The organism is Myroides sp. TSA_177.3 (assembly GCF_052691955.1).
Map to the genome: position 1 here is coordinate 1 of NZ_JBQZGD010000019.1, position 19,982 is coordinate 19,982.

Genomic DNA, 19,982 nt, shown 5'->3' on the forward strand with positions numbered 1-19,982 from the left:
GGTAAGGTTAGTTCCATCATAACTTACATTTCCTCCATTAGTTACTAAATATTCATTTAATATTTGTTGAACAGATGTATTGTCTATAATATCTTGAAACTGACTAATCACACTTGCAGGTACATCTATAATAGATGTAATACCAGATTCATTAGTATAGGTATACGTTCCATTTTGATTATTTACAATCCTTGTAATTATGTTTAAATCCTGAATTTTGATACTTGATATAATATTTCCACTTTTATCAAAAATATTTAAGAAGTCACCTTCAACAACAAAGTTGAATTCATATTTTAAACCTTCGTATAACCTATCTATATCTTTAGAGTTCAAGATCCTAATCCATCTATCATCAAACCAATAATAATAACCAGGTATTAAGTCATTAGTAGTATTAATATTAAAGACTAAAAGGCTATTTACATTGCCATTTTTAATTGTTTTTTGATCAGTCACAGATGTTAATGCTACACGAGGTAGTAATACACCTTTATCTGTAGCATAAACTTCTAATTGGCTAGAAGAATTAGGTTTTGTTACGCCAATACCTAATTGTGCATAAGTACCCCCTGTAATAAATAGGAAGGCTAGATTTAATAATTTTCTTTTCATAATTAAATGTTTTTTATAAAATTCAACTAATAAGTATAATTTTAAGTTAAATCAAATATAAACACTTTTTGTTAGAAAGCAATATTATTATAGTATTAAATGAAAATTAATATAAAATTATATTTTTTTATTTAGGGTTAAACTATGATACTTAGGTAAATTCTTAAAAACAAGCAATAATTACCTTATTATAGTTGCAATAAAATAAATCTGTTTTTTTGTATAAAACTACACTTTATAAATTATTTTTATGTATTTTCACACTTTTAAATATTCCTATAAATAGAAGATAACAAATAGTGGAATTTTTTTTTCAACTTAATGAATTATAAGTGTTAAAATGTCTAGTTTTTATAAAATTCCTATGATTTTGAGATAGAATAAATTAGAAATTTTATTTGTAAAGGAATGATACTTAAAAAAAGATCTTATTTTTTGTCCCTACTTTTTGCCTTTATTCAGGTGTAATTCAGTTTCTAATCATGTATAGATCTATACTGTAAATGTTTAAATTTTGAACAAATATAGAATAGGAGATATTTTTTACTTTTATAAGGTAAAGAAGTGTTATAGAGGCTCCACAAAGATAATGTAGAATTAACGATACTTCTATATTTACCAATCTGAAAAGAGGTTTTAATTAACATTCAATTATTAATTCAAAAAACAGTATTTGGTATTTTTTCTGAATTTGTATATTGCAGATGCATTGTAATCTGGCTTGACTGAATTACAAAAAAACAAGTCATTTATTGACTTATCAACGGGACACTTATACCGAAATCATATTACATCTTCAAGTGAAGGGAAACAAGTGCTTATAAAGGTGGAGGAAATGTAAAAAACACATTCTCTGTACTTTGAAAGATTGTCAAAGTTTGCCTTGAACCATGTAATAACTAGTGACGAGCAATTACAACAATCTATTTGATATAGAAATTTAGAAATTAACTTATGTCGAAATATCATTGGTTTGATTGTTTATTAATCCTTATATACAGATTTTAGTTCACAGAAACTTAGAACAATATTTAGTGATAAAGAAATAATAGGCGCATTTATCTTGCTAAACGAAATGCGCAAAATTATCTATTTCTTAGGTGGAACTATCGCTTTTTAACTGTGTTATAAGTATTTTAATATAACATTTAATTACTAGTTTTGATACTACTCTTGAAGAAATCAAAACAAAAAGATATTAAATAAAATTAGTTTGTACTATTTCTTCAAAGTTTCCTATATGTGAATTATATGAAATCTAAATTAATTGTAAAATTACTCTGAAAAAATTAACATTAAAGTAGAAACTTTGGTGGAAAAATCATTTCTTATGACAGATATATTTTGCAGAAATATTAGGAAACAGTATTTAAAATATTCAGAATATATTTATAGCTAATCATAAGATCACTTTAAGATTAATCCTAAAAAAAACATCACTCTTAATACTTTTTTGCTCTATACTAAAACTCTTCGTTGTTGTAGATTGGATTATGAAATCGATCTAATTTTTGTAATAGCATAATAAGATTATACTTTTCATTTTCTGTTAAATCACCGGTAACTAAATTAGTTACATCTTTAATAATAGGCATTTTTTTATTGAGTACTTCTAATCCTTTTGCGGTAATTGATACAATTTTACTTCGTTTATCAATTTTAGAATCAGTTTGTTCTATAAAGCCTTTTTTTATTAATCGATCTATAATTTTATTTCCAGCGGGTTTATCTTGAATATTTTTTTTTATTAAATCAATTTTACTCATTTCACCAAAAGACTTTAATGTTATTAGATAAATAAAATCTTCTTGAGAAGAAAAATCAATATTATCTAGAATAGCTTTGGAGTGAAATTTAGCATACTTACCTAAATGAACAATTAAAGTGTTGATAACACTTTCTGGCGTCCTTCCATATTGTTTACCTTCCCAATTCAAATTATCATAGTTAATAGCTAAAGGAACATTTTTGTTCTTATTTAGATACAACCAATCCAGAAATTGATCTAAACTGATAGAATCTTTTTTACTATGAAGTTCTTTTTTATTATACTCACAAACCAAGTCAATAAGATCTTTTAATAATTGATAATGCATAATGAAATGAAAATATTTAGTATTTATCTACTTATTTATTTTTTAATTTGTTTTTTTGTATTAAAAAACGAGATAATGTTTGTTTTTTAACTTTTATTAATGGATTTTTATCGAAACAAAAACATTGTTAATGAAATATATACATCAAAAGTAGCATTTTTATAAATTAAAATTAAACGGTATTATAAAATTATTTATTTTAAAAAAAACAAATCATCATATTTTTACCTAAAATCAATGTTTTTATTAGAGTAAACTGGTTTTTTAAAATTTTCAATCATTTTTTTAGCTTATGTATTGAGATAAATTATTTATTATAATTGAAGAGGTAATTAAAAATATAAGATGATGAATTTTTCTATCTTTAATTTTTTGAGTCAACTTATTATTTCAACAAAAAACTAGCGACTTCTATATTGTCTTCCAAATAATTCAAGTATTATTTTTATTTTAATCATGAAATAACTTCCTTTTTATTAAGGAGTTGAAGAGGAAACAGGCTCTGCTGAGGAACAACTTGTCAACAATAAGCTCCCTGCGTTACACTGTAATGTTTTTTTAGGGGATGATTAATCATCCTCTTTTTTTATCTATTACAGGTATTGCGCAATGGCTAAAAAAACCTTCTTCTCTTAAAATAGTTACTATAAAAACAACCTTCTATCAGTAGACATTATATGCTACATTTCGCTTTTTCAGTTTTTATAGAATGAGGGCTGCAAACTTCGAATAGTAATTTGATTGCAGTCGATCATTAAGCGGTCACCTCAATTTTTTTTTTGTTCTTATAGCTCTTAATTTTTAATACCACAAGTATATAATTTTTCATTTTTCAAAACATAATAAATTTTATTCAATAATTTACGCGTAATGCGTACAATGGCTTTATTAGGTTGCATTCGTCTGTAATTCAAAGAAATAGATAATGTAGGGTCAAACCTGATAGTCATCCAAGCACACTCCACCAGTATTCTTTTCAATATCTTTTGCCCTCTGAAGGTGATTTCTCCCATTTGCTCTTTCTCACCACTTGAATAAGAATTGGGTATTAATCCGATATAGGATGCAAGAGAATCTGTATTTTTAAAACGTTCTATATTTTCAATTTGGGTCAAAAGAGTAATGGCATTTATCCTCCTAATTTCAGGAACACTTACCAATAGGTCAAACTCTTTTTTGTACCTTTCTTCTTCAGATAAATCCCTAATTTCCCTATTTACTTCGAGTAATAGTTTAAACATGCTTTCTACTTCTGATATTAGGAATCCCAACGCATCTTTCCCATAAGGAGAACTTAACTGAATATCTTCCCTTAATCATTTTATAAAGCGTTTAGGCCAGTGTATATAGGGACTCTTGAACTGTATTGGTATGTCTATCCCATAAAAGTGGAGAAAAGCCCTAACTCTGCACTCCAGTCTAACCAAGTCTTTCACCAACATGTTACGTGTTCTGACAAGAGAACGATCTTCCAAAGTTTGTATTTTCAGAATATGGATAGGTTGAAGCTGTACAGCTCTTAGGGTCTTTGCAATTTTTTGACTGTCCACAGGGCATTTTTTTGGAACATTTCTTTTTGTCTAGTTGGAATGCCCGCTTCATATGTGGAATGATATTCACAATCAGAAAAATTCCTAATTAAATAATTTGCTAAAACAGAAGTTACCGCAGATTGGTTAAAGGCCTTATGAACAATATTTTCTGTCAAGATTGTCACTTTCCAACTTTTTAGGTGTACATTTATTCAAACAAAAAGTTTTTATTTACTTTCAATAATTTCAGTTATTTTCTATTTTATAAGTCATTGATTATTTAATATTTATTTCAAATGTATATAACCATATAATTACTTACGTCTTTTATCATCAACATTTGACAAACATAGCGACTTCGGAGTAGTTTTCAGCCCTCTGCAAGAGCAAGTCGTTTTGAAAGCAAGAATCTCAATTTCGAGTGCCTCAAAACATAACTTGCTGTTACCTTTTCGGTAACTAAATTTACCAATTTTACAAAGTAAAATCTAAAATGGTTTCATATTAAGAAATCACTCACTATTTGACACTAAAGTGCCAAGTGCAACCTTAAAAAGCCATTTAAAGTTTTCAAACTGTATATATACTTTCTTTGCTGTAAGATAGTAAAGTAAGTTTTGTAATTGTCTTTTAAATAGCGCTTTAAAGCTTTTTTAAAATGATTTTTCAGAAAAAAAATAAAAGCGTAAAGTTTGAAAACGATAAAACAGTTTTTACAGTTTATGTTTTTTAAAAGAACCTGTTTACAAGGTTGTAAAAAAATGAAGAAGCTAAAGCTTAAAGTAAACATTGTTTTTGTAAAGTAAGAGGTATCATTTTGAATAAGCTAAGTTAATTGATAAATATTGCTTATTTAAAACAAGGTTTAAAATACTACTGTAACAAAACAGTGAATCAAGTATTACTTAGTTAAAACAAAACGCTATGTTTTAAACGATCTAAAACTTACAACTATCCATAATGTAATATGTAACCCTTAAAAAATGTACAATATGGAAACAGTAAAACAACCTTTAAAAATTAGCTTTTATACACAAAAAGGCGGAGTAGGTAAATCTACTTTAACAACACTCTTAGCTAGTCAGTTACATTATCGATTAGGCTATAATGTTCTTGTTATGGATTGTGATTTTCCTCAGAACAGTTTAGTTAATATGAGAGAGCGTGATAAGGATAGTATCATGCAAAATGAATATTACAAACAAGCTGCTATTAAACAGTTTCAAACATTAAAAAGAAAAGCTTACTCGATTATTAAGTGCAAGGTTGAAGATGCCTTAGAAGTTGCTGAGACTACTATGCAAGAATTAGATCAAACTTTTGATGTAGTTTTTTTTGATTTACCAGGAACAGCTAACACCAAAGGAGTACTGTCAACTTTAAATCAGATGGATTACATCTTTAGTCCAATTATCGCAGATCGATTAGTTGTTGAGAGCACTTTAGGTTTTACCAAAGCTTTTGCAGAATTACCAAAAAGTAAAGAGAGCTCCATTAAACAAGAGTTATGGCTTTTTTGGAACCAAGTGGATGGAAGAGAAAAGACGGAGCTATATAATAGCTATGAAGCAGTCATTAAACAATTGGATCTTCCTATTATGAAGGCGAGGATAAAAGACAGCAAGCGCTTTAGAAAAGAAACAGAAGCTACAGGCAGATATGTATTTAGATCAAGTTTACTTCCTGCGGATACCAGCCTTATGAAGGCTACTAATTTATCGGAGTTTGCTGATGAGTTTTTACGTATTACTAATCTTTAATCCTAATATATAATGAAAGAGCAAAACACATCAAAAAAGGGGAATCAAAATGAGTTAGTCGATGAAGACTATCTAATGAATATCATGAGTGGTGATATAGAGGTCAAGTCCACCAAACAAGTTAAACCTATCGTAGAGGAAAAAGAAGAACCTATAATTCAAAAACAAGTACCACAGACAAAAGAGAAGAAACCAAAGAAAGAAGTAGCAATTACTAAATACCAAGAACTCTTTTTGATTAATGACTTCCCATCAACAAGGGCTGGGAAGGTGGTTTACATCCGACCAGAGTACCACGAAGTATTACTTCGTATAACGCAATTAGCTAAAGAAGAGAAAACTACACTGTATTCTTATTTAGACAATATTTTAAAGCAACATCTACAAGATTACAGCCAAGAGATTACCCAATATTTTAATGACAAATTCAAACCTATTTTATAATGAGAAAATTTAAACACTTTAGGAAAGCAGCTCAAGTACAAACAACTAAGAGCAAAGAGAATTATGTTGATACTTTTTTAAAAGAAACATCAACCAGAGCCAGAGATGGTAAAACAGTTTACATCCGACCAGAGTTTCATGAAAAACTCACTCGTATTGTTCAAGTCATAGGAGAGGATAAGGTTTCTATTTATGCATACTTAGATAATCTACTTGAGAATCACTTTGAGGAGTTTTCACAGACGATTGTAGAAAAGTTTAACCAGAAGTATAAACCTATTTTTTAACCCATGGAAATAGTTATAATAATCAGTCTTGTACTTGTTATCACTCTTCTGTTATTAGATAAAAATATAACCAACAAACAAGAGAACCAATCTAAAACAGAAGAGTTACCCTTTAAACAAGATGTACCCATCAGCATTATAGGAGAAAGTAAACCAGTTGTTCTAAAGCAATCGCTAATGAGTCAAACAGAAGTTGAACTTGATTTAGAAGAGGAAGAAAAAGAACTAAGTGAGAGTTTACAGCCTATTATAGATAAGGAATTTACTGAGCGAGTCAGTATGGATGAGCTTAATAGGTTTGTGAACTCTATTGAAGAAGAGTTAATTAATGATACTACAGTTAAGACAGCTAAAAAAATAGAAGGCTCAGAGTTATTGGAACTACTCCAACAGGCATTACCTGACTCTGCTAAGACAATAGCGAAGTTATTAGATCAATCCCTAAATGAAAAATCTCCAAAAAAGAAAGAAGAAGTAATAGATGGTGAAGATTTTAATATTAATGATTTTGTGTAAAGAAAAACTGTGAAGGCGTTAAGTATGTTTTACTATAACGCCTTTTTTATTACACCTTATCGCCATGAGTATCCACTAACTTCCACAATCAATTCTTTAACCTGTTTTCAAAAGACATTTACAAAAGTATCGTGCAAAGGGCATGATTATAACTTACTAAATGTCATTCTTATGAAAACAAAAACAATCAAACAACGATTATTCCTACTACTTGTGATCTTAAGTAGTTTACCCTTGCTTGCTCAAGGAAATGGAACCGCTGGAATCACCGAAGCTACCCAAATGGTCACCTCGTACTTTGATCCAGCCACTAAACTTATCTATGCCATTGGAGCAGTAGTAGGACTTATTGGAGGGGTAAAGGTGTACAACAAATTCTCTAGTGGTGATCCCGATACAAGTAAAACTGCTGCAAGCTGGTTTGGAGCTTGTATTTTTTTAATTGTAGCTGCTACAATTCTACGTTCATTTTTCCTTTAAAACTACGCTTATGAAAAAGTATAGTATCAATAAAGGAATAGGAGCTAGTGTAGAATTTAAAGGCCTCAAGGCGCAGTACCTGTTTTATTTTGCAGGTGGACTTTTGGGGAATCTTATTCTTGTTATGGTGATGTATATGGCTGGGGTAAACAATTTTATTTGTTTAGCCTTTGGGCTTGGTACATCAGGCTATCTGATCTACAAAGTATTTTCACTAAACAAGAAATATGGTCAGTATGGACTTATGAAGCTTCAAGCAAGAAAATACTTTCCAAAGTATATCATCTCAAGAAAAGAGGTAAAAGGGTATTTCAATAGAAACTTAAAATTAAGAAGTTATGAGAAATACAGCTAAGACAAATACACTTGAAAGAATGTTTCCGATTCTTTCGGTAGAGAACAACTGTATGGTCTCCAAACAAGGAGATATAACGGTTTGTTACAAGGTCATCTTACCTGAGATATTTACCATCTCAGATAAAGAATATGAAACTATTTACAGTGTGTGGCATAAAGCGATTAAAACGCTTCCTGAGTTTACGGTTTTTCACAAACAAGATTGGTTTGTAAAAGAGAGTTATCAGGCTGATTTTAAAGACGCAGAACAAAGCTATTTAAGCAGAAGCTTTGAAAGGCATTTTAATGAGCGTCCCTATCTGAATCACAGCTGTTATTTGTTTATCACAAAAACTACCAAGGAGCGAATTAAAAATCAGAGTAATTTTTCATCCCTTACAAGAGGGGACCTAATTCCAAAAGAAATCAGAGATAAAGACACGGTTCAGAGCTTTTTAGAGGCAACTACTCAACTTGAAAAAATCGTCAATGATAGTGGACTCATTCACTTAATTAAACTAACAGAAGAGGATATCATAGGCTCAGAAGATAAAAGTGGACTTTTAGAACAGTATCTGACTCTAAGCTCTACTAAAAGAGGAAGTCTTCAGGATATTGGCATCAGTGCTGAGGAGGTTAGAGTAGGAGATAATAAACTCTCTTTACATACCCTTTCAAGTACAGATGACTTGCCTACTGAGGTGTCTTATTTATCTCGTTATGAAAAACTATCAACCGATAAAAGTAGCATGGCTTTGTCGTTTGCCTCGCCTGTTGGACTACTACTTAATTGTAATCACATTTATAATCAGTATTTGTTTATTGAAGACAGTGAGTCTAATTTAAAGCAATTTGAAAAGTCTGCCAAGAATATGCATTCTCTAGCTAGATATAGCAGAGCTAATCAAATAAACAAGCAGTGGATAGAAGAGTATCTAAATGAAGCTCATAGTAAAGGATTAACATCCATTAAGGCTCACTTTAATGTAATGGCATGGTCTGATAATCATAGTGAGCTTAAACAGCTTAAAAACGACACAGGAAGTGCAATCGCTTCTATGGAGTGTGTGCCAAGACACAATACAGCGGATGCTCCCACACTTTACTGGGCAGGTATGCCAGGGAATAGCGGGGATTTTCCAAGTGAAGAAAGCTTTTATACGTTCATTGAACCTGCCTTATGCTTTTTTACAGGGGAGACCAACTACCAGAACTCGTTATCTCCCTTTGGAATTAAAATGGCAGATCGATTAACTGGTAAACCAATTCATTTGGATATTTCAGATCTCCCCATGAAAAAAGGAATTATCACTAACCGCAACAAGTTTATCTTGGGACCATCGGGAAGTGGTAAGAGCTTTTTTACCAATCATATGGTGCGTCAGTATTATGAGCAAAACGCTCATGTGCTTTTAGTTGATACAGGGAATTCTTACCAAGGATTATGTGAGCTCATTAAAGGCAAAACAAAAGGGGAGGACGGCGTATATTTTACCTACACTGAAGAAAACCCAATTGCTTTTAATCCGTTTTATACCGACGATGGTGTATTTGATATTGAAAAAAGAGAGAGTATTAAAACCCTGATCTTAACGCTTTGGAAGCGGGATGACCAGCCGCCCTTAAGATCGGAAGAAGTTGCGCTTTCAAACGTCGTTAGTGGATACATTCAAAAACTTCAAAATAGCAATATAAAACCAAGTTTCAACACTTTCTACGAGTATATCAAAACCGATTACAAAGCTGAGTTAGAAAACAAACAGGTTAGAGAAAAAGACTTTGATCTAGCTAACTTTTTAAATGTGCTTGAACCCTACTTTAAAGGAGGTGAATATGACTATTTGTTAAACTCAGAAAGTGAGCTTGATTTACTTAATAAACGCTTTATCGTTTTTGAAATTGACGCAATAAAAGACCATAAAATTCTTTTCCCCATTGTGACTATTATCATTATGGAAGTGTTTATAAATAAGATGCGAAGACTTAAAGGACAGCGTAAATTAATACTAATTGAAGAAGCATGGAAGGCCATAGCCAAAGAAGGTATGGCAGATTACTTAAAGTATTTATTTAAGACCGTTAGAAAGTTTTTTGGAGAAGCAATTGTGGTAACGCAAGAGGTGGATGATATTATCCAATCTCCGATTGTAAAGGAGAGTATCATCAATAATTCAGACTGTAAGATCCTGCTTGATCAGCGTAAATATATGAACAAGTTTGATGATATACAGGCGATGCTTGGACTCACTGACAAAGAAAAAGCGCAGATACTTTCTATTAATCTAAACAACAATCCAAATCGCCTTTACAAAGAAGTGTGGATTGGTCTTGGGGGAACTCTCTCTGGCGTATATGCTACAGAAGTAAGCTACTCGGAATATCTCGCTTATACTACAGAGGAGACCGAAAAGCTAGAGGTAATGAACCTGGCTAAAGCACTTGATGGTAATGTAGAAATGGCAATAAAACGCCTGGTGCAAGAAAGGCAAGAAGAAGAAGAATACAAGACAGTGCTCTAATCCAACTTCGCAAGGAAAATCGAGTGAAAAAACAATCAACTAAAACACAATCAAAATGAAAAAACTAACTCAGGTAGTTATAGTAGTGATGCTACTGGTTCTACCCATACAAATTCGCGCCCAATGGGTGGTGAGTGATCCTGGAAATTTAGCCTCAGGAATACTAAACAGTGCCAATGAAATTATTCAAACTTCTGCCACGGTGGATAATGTAATTAAAAATTTTAAAGAAGTAGAAAAAGTCTATAAACAAGGCAAAGAGTATTATGACAAACTGCAAGCGGTCAATAATCTAATTAAAGATGCAAGGAAAGTGCAACAAACAGTGCTGCTAGTTGGAGACGTCTCAGAGCTCTATGTCAAAAACTTTGGCAAAATGCTCAATGATCCAAATTTCTCTGCTCAGGAACTTGTCGCTATTGCCAATGGGTATAGCATTCTTTTAAATGAGAGTACCGAGCTTTTAAAAGAACTCAAGCAGATTATAAGCGCTTCGAGTCTTTCTTTAAATGACAAAGAGCGCATGGATGTAATAGACAGAGTTTACAATGAAGTAAAGGACTATCATAACCTTGTTAGTTACTACACTAGAAAAAATATAGGTATTAGCATCTTAAGAGCAAAAAAGAAAAATAATACTCAGAGGGTACTTGATCTCTATGGAACCTCCAATCAAAAATACTGGTAGCTATGGGAGAGAGTAATTTACACGAGGTACTTCAAAATCTCTATTATGATATGATGCCACTATCGGCTGAGATGGCAGGGGTGGCTAAAAGCTTAGCTGGTCTGGGGGCTCTTTTTTATATTGGCTTGAAAGTATGGCAAGCCCTAGCAAGCGCAGAACCTATTGATGTATATCCAATGCTAAGACCGTTTGCTTTGGGCATCTGTATCATGTTTTTTCCAACCCTTGTACTTGGAACACTAAACACGGTGCTTAGCCCAGTGGTTAAAGGGACACATCAGATACTAGAGAATCAAGTGATTGATTTAACGGGTTTGCAACAGCAAAAAGACGTTTTAGAAAAAGAAGCGATGCTCCGAAATCCAGAGACAGCATATTTAGTTTCTAAGGAAGAATTTGACAAAAAACTCGATGAGCTAGGTTGGTCTCCATCGGATTTAGCAACCATGAGTGGGATGTATATAGAAAAGGGAATTTATGAAACGCAGAAAGTAATTAGAGATGCCTTTAGAGATTTTTTAGAAATGATCTTTCAAGCCGCAGCCCTTGTTATTGATACGATTCGCACGTTCTTTTTAGTTGTGCTTTCCATACTGGGGCCCATTGCCTTTGCCATCTCAATATGGAGTGGTTTTGAATCTACACTTACCCAGTGGCTCACAAGGTATATAAGCGTATATCTCTGGCTTCCAGTAGCGGATTTATTTAGCGCCATGCTAGCTAAGATCCAATCGCTAATTATCGAAAGAGATATGCAGATGCTTTCAGATCCCAGTTTTATTCCCGATACCTCTAATACCGTTTATGTCATATTTATGATTATTGGCATTGTAGGATACTTTACGATTCCAACGGTAACAGGATGGGTAATTCAAGCCGGTGGAGCCGGAAACTTTATGCGCAATATGAATCAAACGGTGATGAAAACAGGAAATATGGCAACAGCGGGCGCAGGAGCAGTAGTTGGCAATATTGCTGGTAAACTCATGAAGAAATAGACATGATAAATTATAAAAACCAATAAACTATGGAATTTAAATCACTTCGAAATATAGAAAATAGCTTTAAACAGATTCGGCTTTATGCCATTGTATTTGCTACAGTTTGCTTACTAATTGTCGGTTTCTCTATCTACAAAAGTTATGATTTTGCTAAAGAGCAACGAGAGAAAATCTATGTTCTTGACAAGGGGAAATCCCTTATGCTTGCCCTATCTCAAGATGCGAGTATAAATAGACCAGTAGAGGCAAGAGAACACGTAAGGCGCTTTCACGAGCTGTTCTTTACCCTCTCACCTGAAAAAGCTGCTATTGAGAGCAATATGCAACGAGCGTTTAATCTCTCTGATAAAACTGCCTTTGATTACTACAAAGATCTACTTGAAAAAGGGTATTACAGTAGGGTTATCTCAGGAAATATTCAACAACGAGTTGAGGTAGATAGCATTAAAATAGACTTTAATGCCTATCCCTATAAAACAACGACCTATGCTACCCAGTACATCATACGATCAAGTAATCTAACCAAAAGAAACCTTGTTACAAGTAGTCAGCTCATATCTGCGGTTAGATCCGATAACAACCCTCAGGGGTTTATCATTGAGAAGTTTACTGTTTTAGAGAACAAAGACTTAGAAGTTGTTAAACGCTAAAAACAAAACTTATGAATAAGCTACAATTTTTAAGACATAGTTATTCCAGTAGGCTACAGACCTATTGGAATAGCCTCTCAATAAAAAGGCAACAAGCTTTATTACTTACTGTATTTACATTCTATAGCCTTGTTTGCTTTTTTATTGTAAAGACAAGCTTTAGTTCTAAACTAACATCAGATAGTCAAGAGAAACAAAACAATATCAGGCCTGTAAAGTATTTGCTTGAAAAGCAAAAGGTAAAATCAACTATTAAAATCAAGAGTTATGAACCACAATCAAACAAATAAAACCCACCAGATAGAGAAAGTACCCAAAGAAAATAAAGTATTTCAAGAGCTTATAGAAAAACACAAAAAGTATATTGTTTTTGCTTTAATGGGGATTGTATTTTTAGGGGCAATGTATCTTTTGTTTAAACCAGAAGATAAGGAGCTTATCACACACAATGATTCAGTTCCCGAAGCAATAACACAGGGGATGCCAACAGACAAGGTCAAAGCCTATGAAAAAGAGCTATGGGAACAAAAAAAGCAGGAAAATGAAAACCAGATGCACTCCTTAGCGGATTATTGGAATGATTCTCAAGAAGAGTCAACTAGCCATTATAATCATCAAGATTACAACGAGGAGCCTACCAACACTTCTTATGAAAGATCATTTCAGAACTATAAGCAAAGCCAAGAGGTACTCAGCAGTTTTTATGATAATACAACAAACTCTGAAACTGATAAGTTTAAAAAGCAAATAGAAGAGTTAGAAAAACGACTTGAAGAAAAAGAAACTCCAACTGCTCTTACGATGGATAATCAATTAGAGCTTATGGAAAAGTCATTTCAGATGGCGGCAAAGTATTTACCAGGTGGACAAAACCAAACTGAATTACCATATTCAAGTGAAACTACAAATGTCAAAACAATTTCAAGTAAAAAACAGGCTATAATAGTGGTTGACAAAACAAATAAAGATATTGTCTCTTCACTTGTAAAACCGATGAGTTTACAGGATTTCTTACCTATTAATCTTGAAAATAATCCAACCTTTTATACAGCAGAAGGAGAGCGTAAAACGCAAACTCATAAAAATAGCATACGAGTTAGTTTCAAAGAAGATCAGGTCATTATAAACGAAGGTTATATTAAATTAAAACTCTTAGAAAGTATAGTAATAAACGGAGCTCTGTTACCTGAGACGAGTACGCTTATTGCTAAAGTCAAAGTAAGTAACGGTAGATTAGAGCTTAGTGTAAACTCTATTAAAATCGACAATACCATCATAGAAACAGAGCTTATTGGTTATGATAATTATGGACAAAAAGGCTTAGAGGTATTAGACCTTCAAGAAATAAGCGCTTCGAAAGAAATCATAGCTAATATGGGACAGACCGCAGGTACAAGTATATCGATGAGTAGATCTGCTTCAGATCAAATAGCAGGAGATCTAACCAAAGGACTCATTCAAGGCGTGTCAGGATATTTTTCAAAGAAAGTAAAAGCCCAACGAGTAACCTTAAAACAAGGACAAGAGCTGTTTCTTGTTCCTAAAGAATAAAAATTAATCATCAAGTAAAAACAATTCATTATGAAAACAATTATTAAATATATGCTATTGTGCTTACTAGCAGTAAACACTGTAACGGCTCAACAAAACAGTCAATCTATTAATTTATCTAATGCTGAGGTAACACCATATGAGATAGAGCTTACCCAAAACAAAACAACTCACATCCTTTTTCCAAGCAGTATTGAGTATGTGGACTTAGGAAGCAGTGAAATAATTGCTAATAAAGTAGAGGCTACTTCTAATGTACTTCGTTTAAAAACAATAAAAGAAGACATCACAGCTACAAATTTTACAGTCATTACAAACGATGGTAAATACTATAGTTTTAATGCTACCTATCATGAACAGCCAATACAACTTAGCTATGACCTAACTAAGTTTGAAAAACAGAAAAGTAAAAAGCAAAGCGAAGTCCTATTTAAAGATTTAGGTAGTATCAGTCCAAGTTTAGTTGATCTTTTGATGAAAGCAATTATCAAAAAGAATAAGAAAGAGCTAAACATTAAAAGCAAAACATACGGGGTAGAAGCATGGTTAAAAAGTATTTATACTCAAGATGGTAAACTTTACTTTCACATCTCAATTAGTAACAAAAGTAATTTACCATATGAGGTTGATTATGTCAGTTTTAAAATTAAAGATAGAAGAACCTCAAAACGAACAACAATTCAAGAAGTGGCTTTAAAACCAATTAGAAGTTATTCTGACTATCAAACGATAAATAGCCAAAGTAAGCAAGATAATGTTTTTATATTAGATCAGTTTACTCTGCCTGATAAACAGGTGCTTTTAATCGAAATCAATGAAAAGAATGGAATTAGAAAACAAAAATTAGCTGTTAATAAAAATAAAATTCAGAATGTATTGATGGTGAATAAAATTAAATTTTAAGTTTTTAATAATAAAAATGAAGGCGTCTATCAATCATTAAGTTTTGATTAGACGCCTTTGTTTTAAGTTTTAATAAGTTCATATATGTATTTGAGTTTTAAAAGGAATAATTGGATATATTTGAAGTTAACCTTCTAAAAACCTATTTGTTATGTCAAATTATGTCTATTTTAAAACAAAAACAGATTACTTATATAATGTAGAATCAAAAAATGATATTTTCAGTGATGATCTCTTAGATTTAATTAAGGATACTGAACTAAAAGAATTAATTATCAATAAATATGACTTAGATAAAAATATCCTGATCAATATTGATAAGGCTGATATAGTATATAATCAAATCAAGAGCTATGTCGATAGATTTGAGTTGTTGAGGTTAACTGTCCCTGAGAATAAAGTAGATACTTTTTTGAAAGAGAATCCAGAAGAGAAGAAGTACGACTATTATTTTAATATCAAAGAAGCTTGTATTGATGAAAATACAGGAGAAATGATAGAGAACCTTGAGGCGGTAGCTATTTATGATTCACTTGATTTGTTTTATAAAGATCGAAGTTTATCACAATATGTAAAGTCTTTAAATAAATCTAAGAACTTAAATAAAAGTCAATTATTAGATGATTTGAATGTTTCTTGGAAAAGACACTTTGAGAAGTATCCCAAAGATGTTAAACCAAAAATATTTAGAGTATTAAAAAATAAAGACTTATACTACGTCAAAAGTATAAATAGTAAGCTATATAAGGAATATGGGATAGCTGAATCTTTTGTTTTATCAATGCTTGAATTGAATAAAATTCATTTGAGAGAGGAGGTTAATTTTACTATTTCATCTATTTCGTTGAGAGAATCAAAAATAGATATGATTATTTCTTTGGATAAAAAGGTATTAATAAAAGATGTCGGTTATTTTAGACCTTCTATTTCAATTAGAAATGAAGATACAGGAAATGCTTCCTTAGGAGTACATACAAGTATAGAGTTTTATCCTAAAAATAACGGGGATAACAATAAGATATACTTGTTCCCTAAAAAAGATAAGGATAGTAACAAAATTGAAAATAAAACAACTGCAAACCATACCATAAATCAAGATACGTTATTAGAGTTATTTGAATCAATATCAGATTTATTTGATTATTTAAAACAAGTAGAAAAAGATTTTAAATTTTATAATGATGCTCAGCATCCAGATGAACTTAGGCAAAAAATCGCTGAAAAAGTTTGTAATACAAAAGGTATGTTTAAGGGGCTAACAAAACTACAAGGGCTGTTTGAAAGGAAAAAAGATCAACAGATTACTAATCTTCAAAATTTACTTGAAATGTGTGGGAAGGCAGAAATGTTAGACATGGATTTTGATCTTAAGTTCAAACTTAGATATCTAATATCAAACGTGCTTTTATATGGTAATAATACGATTAAATAGATTATAATCAGATAAAAGAGGGAAATCTGAGTATGGAAAAATTTAGAAAATCTGATCAGTTTTATATTGATCAATATGATAGACATACAATAGAAGAGCTTAAAGAGTTAGAGTTGCAAATTGAGAAAGTTTACAAAAAAATAAAAACTAATCAGAATTCAGAACATGATTCTGATTATTTTAAGCTTCAAATGCAGTATCAAGATACAGCTGTTCATTTTGCGAGGCAAAGAGAGAAACTTATACAGTCCCGTATTTATGAAGATGAAAAAAGGGATAGATCAATTCAATCAGTACCTATACCTAAAAATGTAAGGTGTAATACTTGCCTTGAACAGATGAAATTTGATATGTTTGATTTTGTAGAAAATGATTCAGAGATAATATTTGTTTTTTCATGTAATCATAAACATCTACCTAAAAAAGCAATTTATGCAGATGGTAGAGAGTTCTATGTTGCCAAACATCTATGTAGCTATTGTGGAGGGAAGCTTAATAGTACTAAAAATGAAACAAATGGTAAGTTGACTTTAATTGATACCTGTGAACAATGTAATCAAGTTGAAACTATAGAAATAAATCGTTCTGGTAAAAAGATATTACCTATCAATGAAGATGAACGAAAAAAATATTGTACAGATTTTATAGGATCAAATACTTTTTATGAAGATTTAGAGGCAATAACTAATTTAAGTATTAGTCTTGATCAAGATAGCGAAATTGATGTCAATAAATTGAAACAATTAAATATAGCACAAGTAGAAAAGGTATTATCTGAAGAACTTGAAAAAGCAAAATTCACTAAAATTCAATTTGAAAAACCTCAAGTTGGTAGATATTTAACTGTAGAGTTTTTAGCTCAAGATTTATCTGATAGAAATGAAACTAATAGCGTAAATAAGCTGGTACAAATAATTCAAAAAGTTTTATTCTCAACTAACTGGAGATTAGATGTAAATAGTGTTTCCTGTAAATTAGGATTTTTAAGTGCTCATATTAAAGGATATTCAGTGAAAGAAGATTTACTTAGGATTCTTAAAGAGATAAGATGAATAAAATAGTGCTGTATGATTGGGTGTTTTTTTATTTGTTATCTTCTAAACCTAAGTTATCTTTACTAATTAGTTTTGTAAATAGAATGAAATGGCTATACCTAAACATGATGAACTAAGAGTACCAATACTTGAAATTTTAAGTGATGGTCAACAGTATAAATTAAAACAGTTTCAAAAGCCTTTAGCAGAGAGGTTTAAATTAACAGATGAAGAGATTAATGAAATGTATCCATCAGGTAATGGGCATGTTTTTTATGATCGTATCTCGTGGGCATTAAGCTATATGAATATGGCTGGTTTATTAGATAAACCCAGCCGTGGAGTTTATGTTATTAATACGAAGGCTAAAGAACTTTTAAAGACACCTGAAAAGATAAATTATTATATAGATGATAAAATGTCTAAGAGGGAAAAGAAAAAAAACTCTGGAGAGGAGTTGATAAATGATTTTCGAATTTCGAGAATACAAGAAGATGCTACACCTTCTGAAAAGTTGTATGCCTCTTTTACAAATATTAAAAATGCTGTTTATGATGAGATTATTGAAAGTATTCTTAGTAAGAGTCCAGCATCTTTTGAACGATTAGTTGTGATGTTATTGCAAAAAATGGGATATGGTGGTGAAGTTAAAGATTCAGGATTGGTAACGCAGATTTCTAACGATGGAGGTATAGATGGTGTTATAAAGGAAGATGTGCTTGGTTTTGGTCGTATTCACATTCAAGCTAAAAGGTTCAACTCTAAGTTATCGGTAGGGAGACAAGATATACAAGGTTTTGTAGGTGCATTAGCTGTAGCTCAATCTAATAAAGGGGTATTTATCACGACATCTTATTTTACACAAGGAGCGAAGGATTATGTAAAGAGTTTAAATGGATCTACTACAGTTGTTTTGATTGACGGAAAGGATTTGGCAGAGTATATTTATGAGTATGGACTTGGTATGCAAGTAGAACAAACTATTGAAATTAAAAAGTTAGATGCTGATTTTTGGGATAGTTTTGAAGATGATAATAGATAAACTTTTTATATTTTAAATAGTATTAATGCATTAAAAATCTTCGACTTAAAAGCTGATCTAATTCATGGTACACAAAAAAACAAAGCCTGAAAACCGCAATTTATAAGACATACGGAGTAGGGTGTAAAACCTTTTTAAGGTACTTAAAAACCGATAGCTTATGCTATCGGTTTTTTATGTTTACACTATTCTACTTTTTATAATTTTACGCTAACATTTTTTTTCAAATGTAAATTTCAAGTGTACTACATTCTCCTTTATCCTTCACCAATAAAGGACCATAACTTTTTGCGCCGACATTTTAATTCAAGAAAAACCTCCTAAATATTCCTCTTTTTCAAGACATATTCGCGAGCTTTTTCCTGAAGTTGATCATCAGATAAAGACTTGTTTTTAAGTAACCACTCATCAATTTCAGATTTTTCAAAGAATAAGTATTTACCATTAGGTTTAGAGTAGGGGATCTTACTAAAATGAACCAAGTGATAGATATATGATTTTTTAAAACCAGTATATTTCTCTAGTTCTTCAACAGATAATATTTCCTTATTATTAGAGATAATTAGTTGCTCTAAATAATCAAGCTTTTCAAGTATAAGTTTAATAGATTCCATAATTAATTGTTTTTGGATTTAGAAGCAAACTACAGCTATATCATAAACGACTAAAGCCAAGTGTACTTTCAAGTACCACTTGGCTTTAGTGTAATTATAATCTGTAGTTAAACTTTTCGTTTAAAACCCAAACTTAAGCTCTGGAATAAGCTCAGAGGCTTCTTTCATTTTACTATCAATGATTTTAGCATACACTTGAGTCGTTCTAATTTCGCGATGCCCTAAACGTTTAGAAACCGTGTAGATATCTGCGCCATTCTCTAAGAGTAGTACCGCATTGGTATGTCTCGCACTATGGAAGGTAATATGCTTGTGAATACCCGCTCTGTTACACCAATGCTTAAGTTCATTATTGTAATAGAAAGAGTTTGAAGTATTCAAATCCTCTGACAAGCCTTTTTTATCTTAATGATAGCGAACTAACTTGGAAGGTCTTTTATTAGTTAGATTGTATTTATATAAGGATCTATAAGTAGTAAAGC

At 31.4% G+C, this 19,982-nt stretch carries 20 protein-coding genes and 2 pseudogenes; 16 read left to right on the forward strand and 6 right to left on the reverse strand.

Translation table 11 applies throughout. From position 1 onward, the window contains the following. The 4 genes and pseudogenes from ACUTSE_RS14625 to ACUTSE_RS14640 all read right to left on the reverse strand — a co-directional run. Positions 1–615 (reverse strand): annotated as a pseudogene (locus ACUTSE_RS14625) (hypothetical protein); the annotation flags it as partial. Positions 616–2,078: 1,463 nt separating this feature from the next. Continuing rightward, on the reverse strand, positions 2,079–2,711 hold the full coding sequence (locus ACUTSE_RS14630) for a MarR family winged helix-turn-helix transcriptional regulator (RefSeq protein ID WP_445640778.1): 633 nt from the start codon (positions 2,709–2,711) through the stop codon (positions 2,079–2,081). A gap of 794 nt (positions 2,712–3,505) precedes the next feature. Next, the gene (locus ACUTSE_RS14635) at positions 3,506–3,952 is read right to left on the reverse strand and encodes a transposase (RefSeq protein ID WP_445640779.1); all 447 of its coding nucleotides are present in this window, start codon (positions 3,950–3,952) and stop codon (positions 3,506–3,508) included. A gap of 75 nt (positions 3,953–4,027) precedes the next feature. Then, complete coding sequence (locus ACUTSE_RS14640) at positions 4,028–4,261, reverse strand: hypothetical protein (protein WP_445640780.1); 234 nt, start codon at positions 4,259–4,261, stop codon at positions 4,028–4,030. A gap of 974 nt (positions 4,262–5,235) precedes the next feature. On the opposite strand from ACUTSE_RS14640, the gene ACUTSE_RS14645 reads away from it, so the two are divergent. The 16 genes from ACUTSE_RS14645 (at position 5,236) to ACUTSE_RS14720 (ending at position 18,886) form a co-directional block, all read left to right on the forward strand. Further along, on the forward strand, positions 5,236–6,003 hold the full coding sequence (locus ACUTSE_RS14645) for a ParA family protein (protein ID WP_445640781.1): 768 nt from the start codon (positions 5,236–5,238) through the stop codon (positions 6,001–6,003). Positions 6,004–6,015: 12 nt separating this feature from the next. After that, positions 6,016–6,447, forward strand: a complete 432-nt coding sequence (locus ACUTSE_RS14650; RefSeq protein WP_445640782.1) for a DUF3408 domain-containing protein — start codon at positions 6,016–6,018, stop codon at positions 6,445–6,447. Further along, positions 6,447–6,734 carry a DUF3408 domain-containing protein gene (locus ACUTSE_RS14655; protein ID WP_445640783.1) on the forward strand — a complete coding sequence of 96 codons (288 nt, stop codon included), beginning with the start codon at positions 6,447–6,449 and terminating at the stop codon, positions 6,732–6,734. Before ACUTSE_RS14650 ends, ACUTSE_RS14655 begins: the two co-directional genes overlap by 1 nt. Before the next feature lie 3 nt (positions 6,735–6,737). Then, the gene (locus tag ACUTSE_RS14660; protein WP_445640784.1) at positions 6,738–7,250 is read left to right on the forward strand and encodes a hypothetical protein; all 513 of its coding nucleotides are present in this window, start codon (positions 6,738–6,740) and stop codon (positions 7,248–7,250) included. A gap of 171 nt (positions 7,251–7,421) precedes the next feature. Next, positions 7,422–7,730 (forward strand): DUF4134 domain-containing protein, encoded by a 309-nt coding sequence (locus ACUTSE_RS14665; protein WP_445640785.1) that lies wholly within the window; start codon positions 7,422–7,424, stop codon positions 7,728–7,730. Positions 7,731–7,740: 10 nt separating this feature from the next. After that, on the forward strand, positions 7,741–8,085 hold the full coding sequence (locus ACUTSE_RS14670; RefSeq protein WP_286442500.1) for a DUF4133 domain-containing protein: 345 nt from the start codon (positions 7,741–7,743) through the stop codon (positions 8,083–8,085). Next, on the forward strand, positions 8,069–10,585 hold the full coding sequence (locus ACUTSE_RS14675) for a TraG family conjugative transposon ATPase (RefSeq protein ID WP_445640786.1): 2,517 nt from the start codon (positions 8,069–8,071) through the stop codon (positions 10,583–10,585). Before ACUTSE_RS14670 ends, ACUTSE_RS14675 begins: the two co-directional genes overlap by 17 nt. An 88-nt stretch (positions 10,586–10,673) precedes the next feature. Further along, positions 10,674–11,273 carry a DUF4141 domain-containing protein gene (locus ACUTSE_RS14680; protein WP_445640815.1) on the forward strand — a complete coding sequence of 200 codons (600 nt, stop codon included), beginning with the start codon at positions 10,674–10,676 and terminating at the stop codon, positions 11,271–11,273. Between the two features lie 2 nt (positions 11,274–11,275). Then, positions 11,276–12,271, forward strand: a complete 996-nt coding sequence (traJ, locus tag ACUTSE_RS14685) for a conjugative transposon protein TraJ (RefSeq protein WP_286442503.1) — start codon at positions 11,276–11,278, stop codon at positions 12,269–12,271. Between the two features lie 29 nt (positions 12,272–12,300). Further along, entirely contained in the window at positions 12,301–12,924 is a 624-nt protein-coding gene (gene traK, locus ACUTSE_RS14690; RefSeq protein ID WP_286442504.1) for a conjugative transposon protein TraK, read from the forward strand. 11 nt (positions 12,925–12,935) lie between these two features. Beyond that, entirely contained in the window at positions 12,936–13,214 is a 279-nt protein-coding gene (locus tag ACUTSE_RS14695; protein ID WP_445640787.1) for a hypothetical protein, read from the forward strand. Beyond that, the gene (traM, locus tag ACUTSE_RS14700; protein WP_445640788.1) at positions 13,192–14,475 is read left to right on the forward strand and encodes a conjugative transposon protein TraM; all 1,284 of its coding nucleotides are present in this window, start codon (positions 13,192–13,194) and stop codon (positions 14,473–14,475) included. The genes ACUTSE_RS14695 and traM overlap by 23 nt, the downstream gene beginning before the upstream one ends. 30 nt (positions 14,476–14,505) lie before the next feature. Further along, positions 14,506–15,378: a conjugative transposon protein TraN gene (gene traN, locus ACUTSE_RS14705; RefSeq protein WP_286442507.1), complete on the forward strand. Its 873-nt coding sequence runs from the start codon at positions 14,506–14,508 to the stop codon at positions 15,376–15,378. Between the two features lie 151 nt (positions 15,379–15,529). Continuing rightward, complete coding sequence (locus ACUTSE_RS14710) at positions 15,530–16,810, forward strand: hypothetical protein (protein WP_286442509.1); 1,281 nt, start codon at positions 15,530–15,532, stop codon at positions 16,808–16,810. A 32-nt stretch (positions 16,811–16,842) separates the two neighbouring features. Beyond that, positions 16,843–17,862, forward strand: coding sequence for a hypothetical protein (locus ACUTSE_RS14715; protein WP_286442510.1), 1,020 nt, complete (start codon positions 16,843–16,845; stop codon positions 17,860–17,862). A 91-nt stretch (positions 17,863–17,953) separates the two neighbouring features. Continuing rightward, positions 17,954–18,886 (forward strand): restriction endonuclease, encoded by a 933-nt coding sequence (locus ACUTSE_RS14720; RefSeq protein ID WP_286442511.1) that lies wholly within the window; start codon positions 17,954–17,956, stop codon positions 18,884–18,886. Positions 18,887–19,206: 320 nt separating this feature from the next. On the opposite strand, the gene ACUTSE_RS14725 is transcribed toward ACUTSE_RS14720, so the two are convergent. Beyond that, positions 19,207–19,500: a helix-turn-helix transcriptional regulator gene (locus tag ACUTSE_RS14725; protein WP_286442512.1), complete on the reverse strand. Its 294-nt coding sequence runs from the start codon at positions 19,498–19,500 to the stop codon at positions 19,207–19,209. A gap of 120 nt (positions 19,501–19,620) precedes the next feature. Further along, positions 19,621–19,848: pseudogene (locus tag ACUTSE_RS14730) on the reverse strand (tyrosine-type recombinase/integrase); the annotation flags it as partial. Positions 19,849–19,982 lie beyond the last annotated feature (134 nt).

What these genes read in the sequence shown, in the direction of transcription:
- ACUTSE_RS14630 (WP_445640778.1), bottom strand. Translation starts at nt 2,711, where the DNA reads ATGCATTATCAATTATTAAAAGATCTTATTGACTTGGTTTGTGAGTAT.
- ACUTSE_RS14635 (WP_445640779.1), bottom strand. Translation starts at nt 3,952, where the DNA reads ATGTTTAAACTATTACTCGAAGTAAATAGGGAAATTAGGGATTTATCT.
- ACUTSE_RS14645 (WP_445640781.1), top strand. Translation starts at nt 5,236, where the DNA reads ATGGAAACAGTAAAACAACCTTTAAAAATTAGCTTTTATACACAAAAA.
- ACUTSE_RS14650 (WP_445640782.1), top strand. Translation starts at nt 6,016, where the DNA reads ATGAAAGAGCAAAACACATCAAAAAAGGGGAATCAAAATGAGTTAGTC.
- ACUTSE_RS14655 (WP_445640783.1), top strand. Translation starts at nt 6,447, where the DNA reads ATGAGAAAATTTAAACACTTTAGGAAAGCAGCTCAAGTACAAACAACT.
- ACUTSE_RS14660 (WP_445640784.1), top strand. Translation starts at nt 6,738, where the DNA reads ATGGAAATAGTTATAATAATCAGTCTTGTACTTGTTATCACTCTTCTG.
- ACUTSE_RS14665 (WP_445640785.1), top strand. Translation starts at nt 7,422, where the DNA reads ATGAAAACAAAAACAATCAAACAACGATTATTCCTACTACTTGTGATC.
- ACUTSE_RS14670 (WP_286442500.1), top strand. Translation starts at nt 7,741, where the DNA reads ATGAAAAAGTATAGTATCAATAAAGGAATAGGAGCTAGTGTAGAATTT.
- ACUTSE_RS14675 (WP_445640786.1), top strand. Translation starts at nt 8,069, where the DNA reads ATGAGAAATACAGCTAAGACAAATACACTTGAAAGAATGTTTCCGATT.
- ACUTSE_RS14680 (WP_445640815.1), top strand. Translation starts at nt 10,674, where the DNA reads ATGCTACTGGTTCTACCCATACAAATTCGCGCCCAATGGGTGGTGAGT.
- traJ (WP_286442503.1), top strand. Translation starts at nt 11,276, where the DNA reads ATGGGAGAGAGTAATTTACACGAGGTACTTCAAAATCTCTATTATGAT.
- traK (WP_286442504.1), top strand. Translation starts at nt 12,301, where the DNA reads ATGGAATTTAAATCACTTCGAAATATAGAAAATAGCTTTAAACAGATT.
- ACUTSE_RS14695 (WP_445640787.1), top strand. Translation starts at nt 12,936, where the DNA reads ATGAATAAGCTACAATTTTTAAGACATAGTTATTCCAGTAGGCTACAG.
- traM (WP_445640788.1), top strand. Translation starts at nt 13,192, where the DNA reads ATGAACCACAATCAAACAAATAAAACCCACCAGATAGAGAAAGTACCC.
- traN (WP_286442507.1), top strand. Translation starts at nt 14,506, where the DNA reads ATGAAAACAATTATTAAATATATGCTATTGTGCTTACTAGCAGTAAAC.
- ACUTSE_RS14710 (WP_286442509.1), top strand. Translation starts at nt 15,530, where the DNA reads ATGTCAAATTATGTCTATTTTAAAACAAAAACAGATTACTTATATAAT.
- ACUTSE_RS14715 (WP_286442510.1), top strand. Translation starts at nt 16,843, where the DNA reads ATGGAAAAATTTAGAAAATCTGATCAGTTTTATATTGATCAATATGAT.
- ACUTSE_RS14720 (WP_286442511.1), top strand. Translation starts at nt 17,954, where the DNA reads ATGGCTATACCTAAACATGATGAACTAAGAGTACCAATACTTGAAATT.
- ACUTSE_RS14725 (WP_286442512.1), bottom strand. Translation starts at nt 19,500, where the DNA reads ATGGAATCTATTAAACTTATACTTGAAAAGCTTGATTATTTAGAGCAA.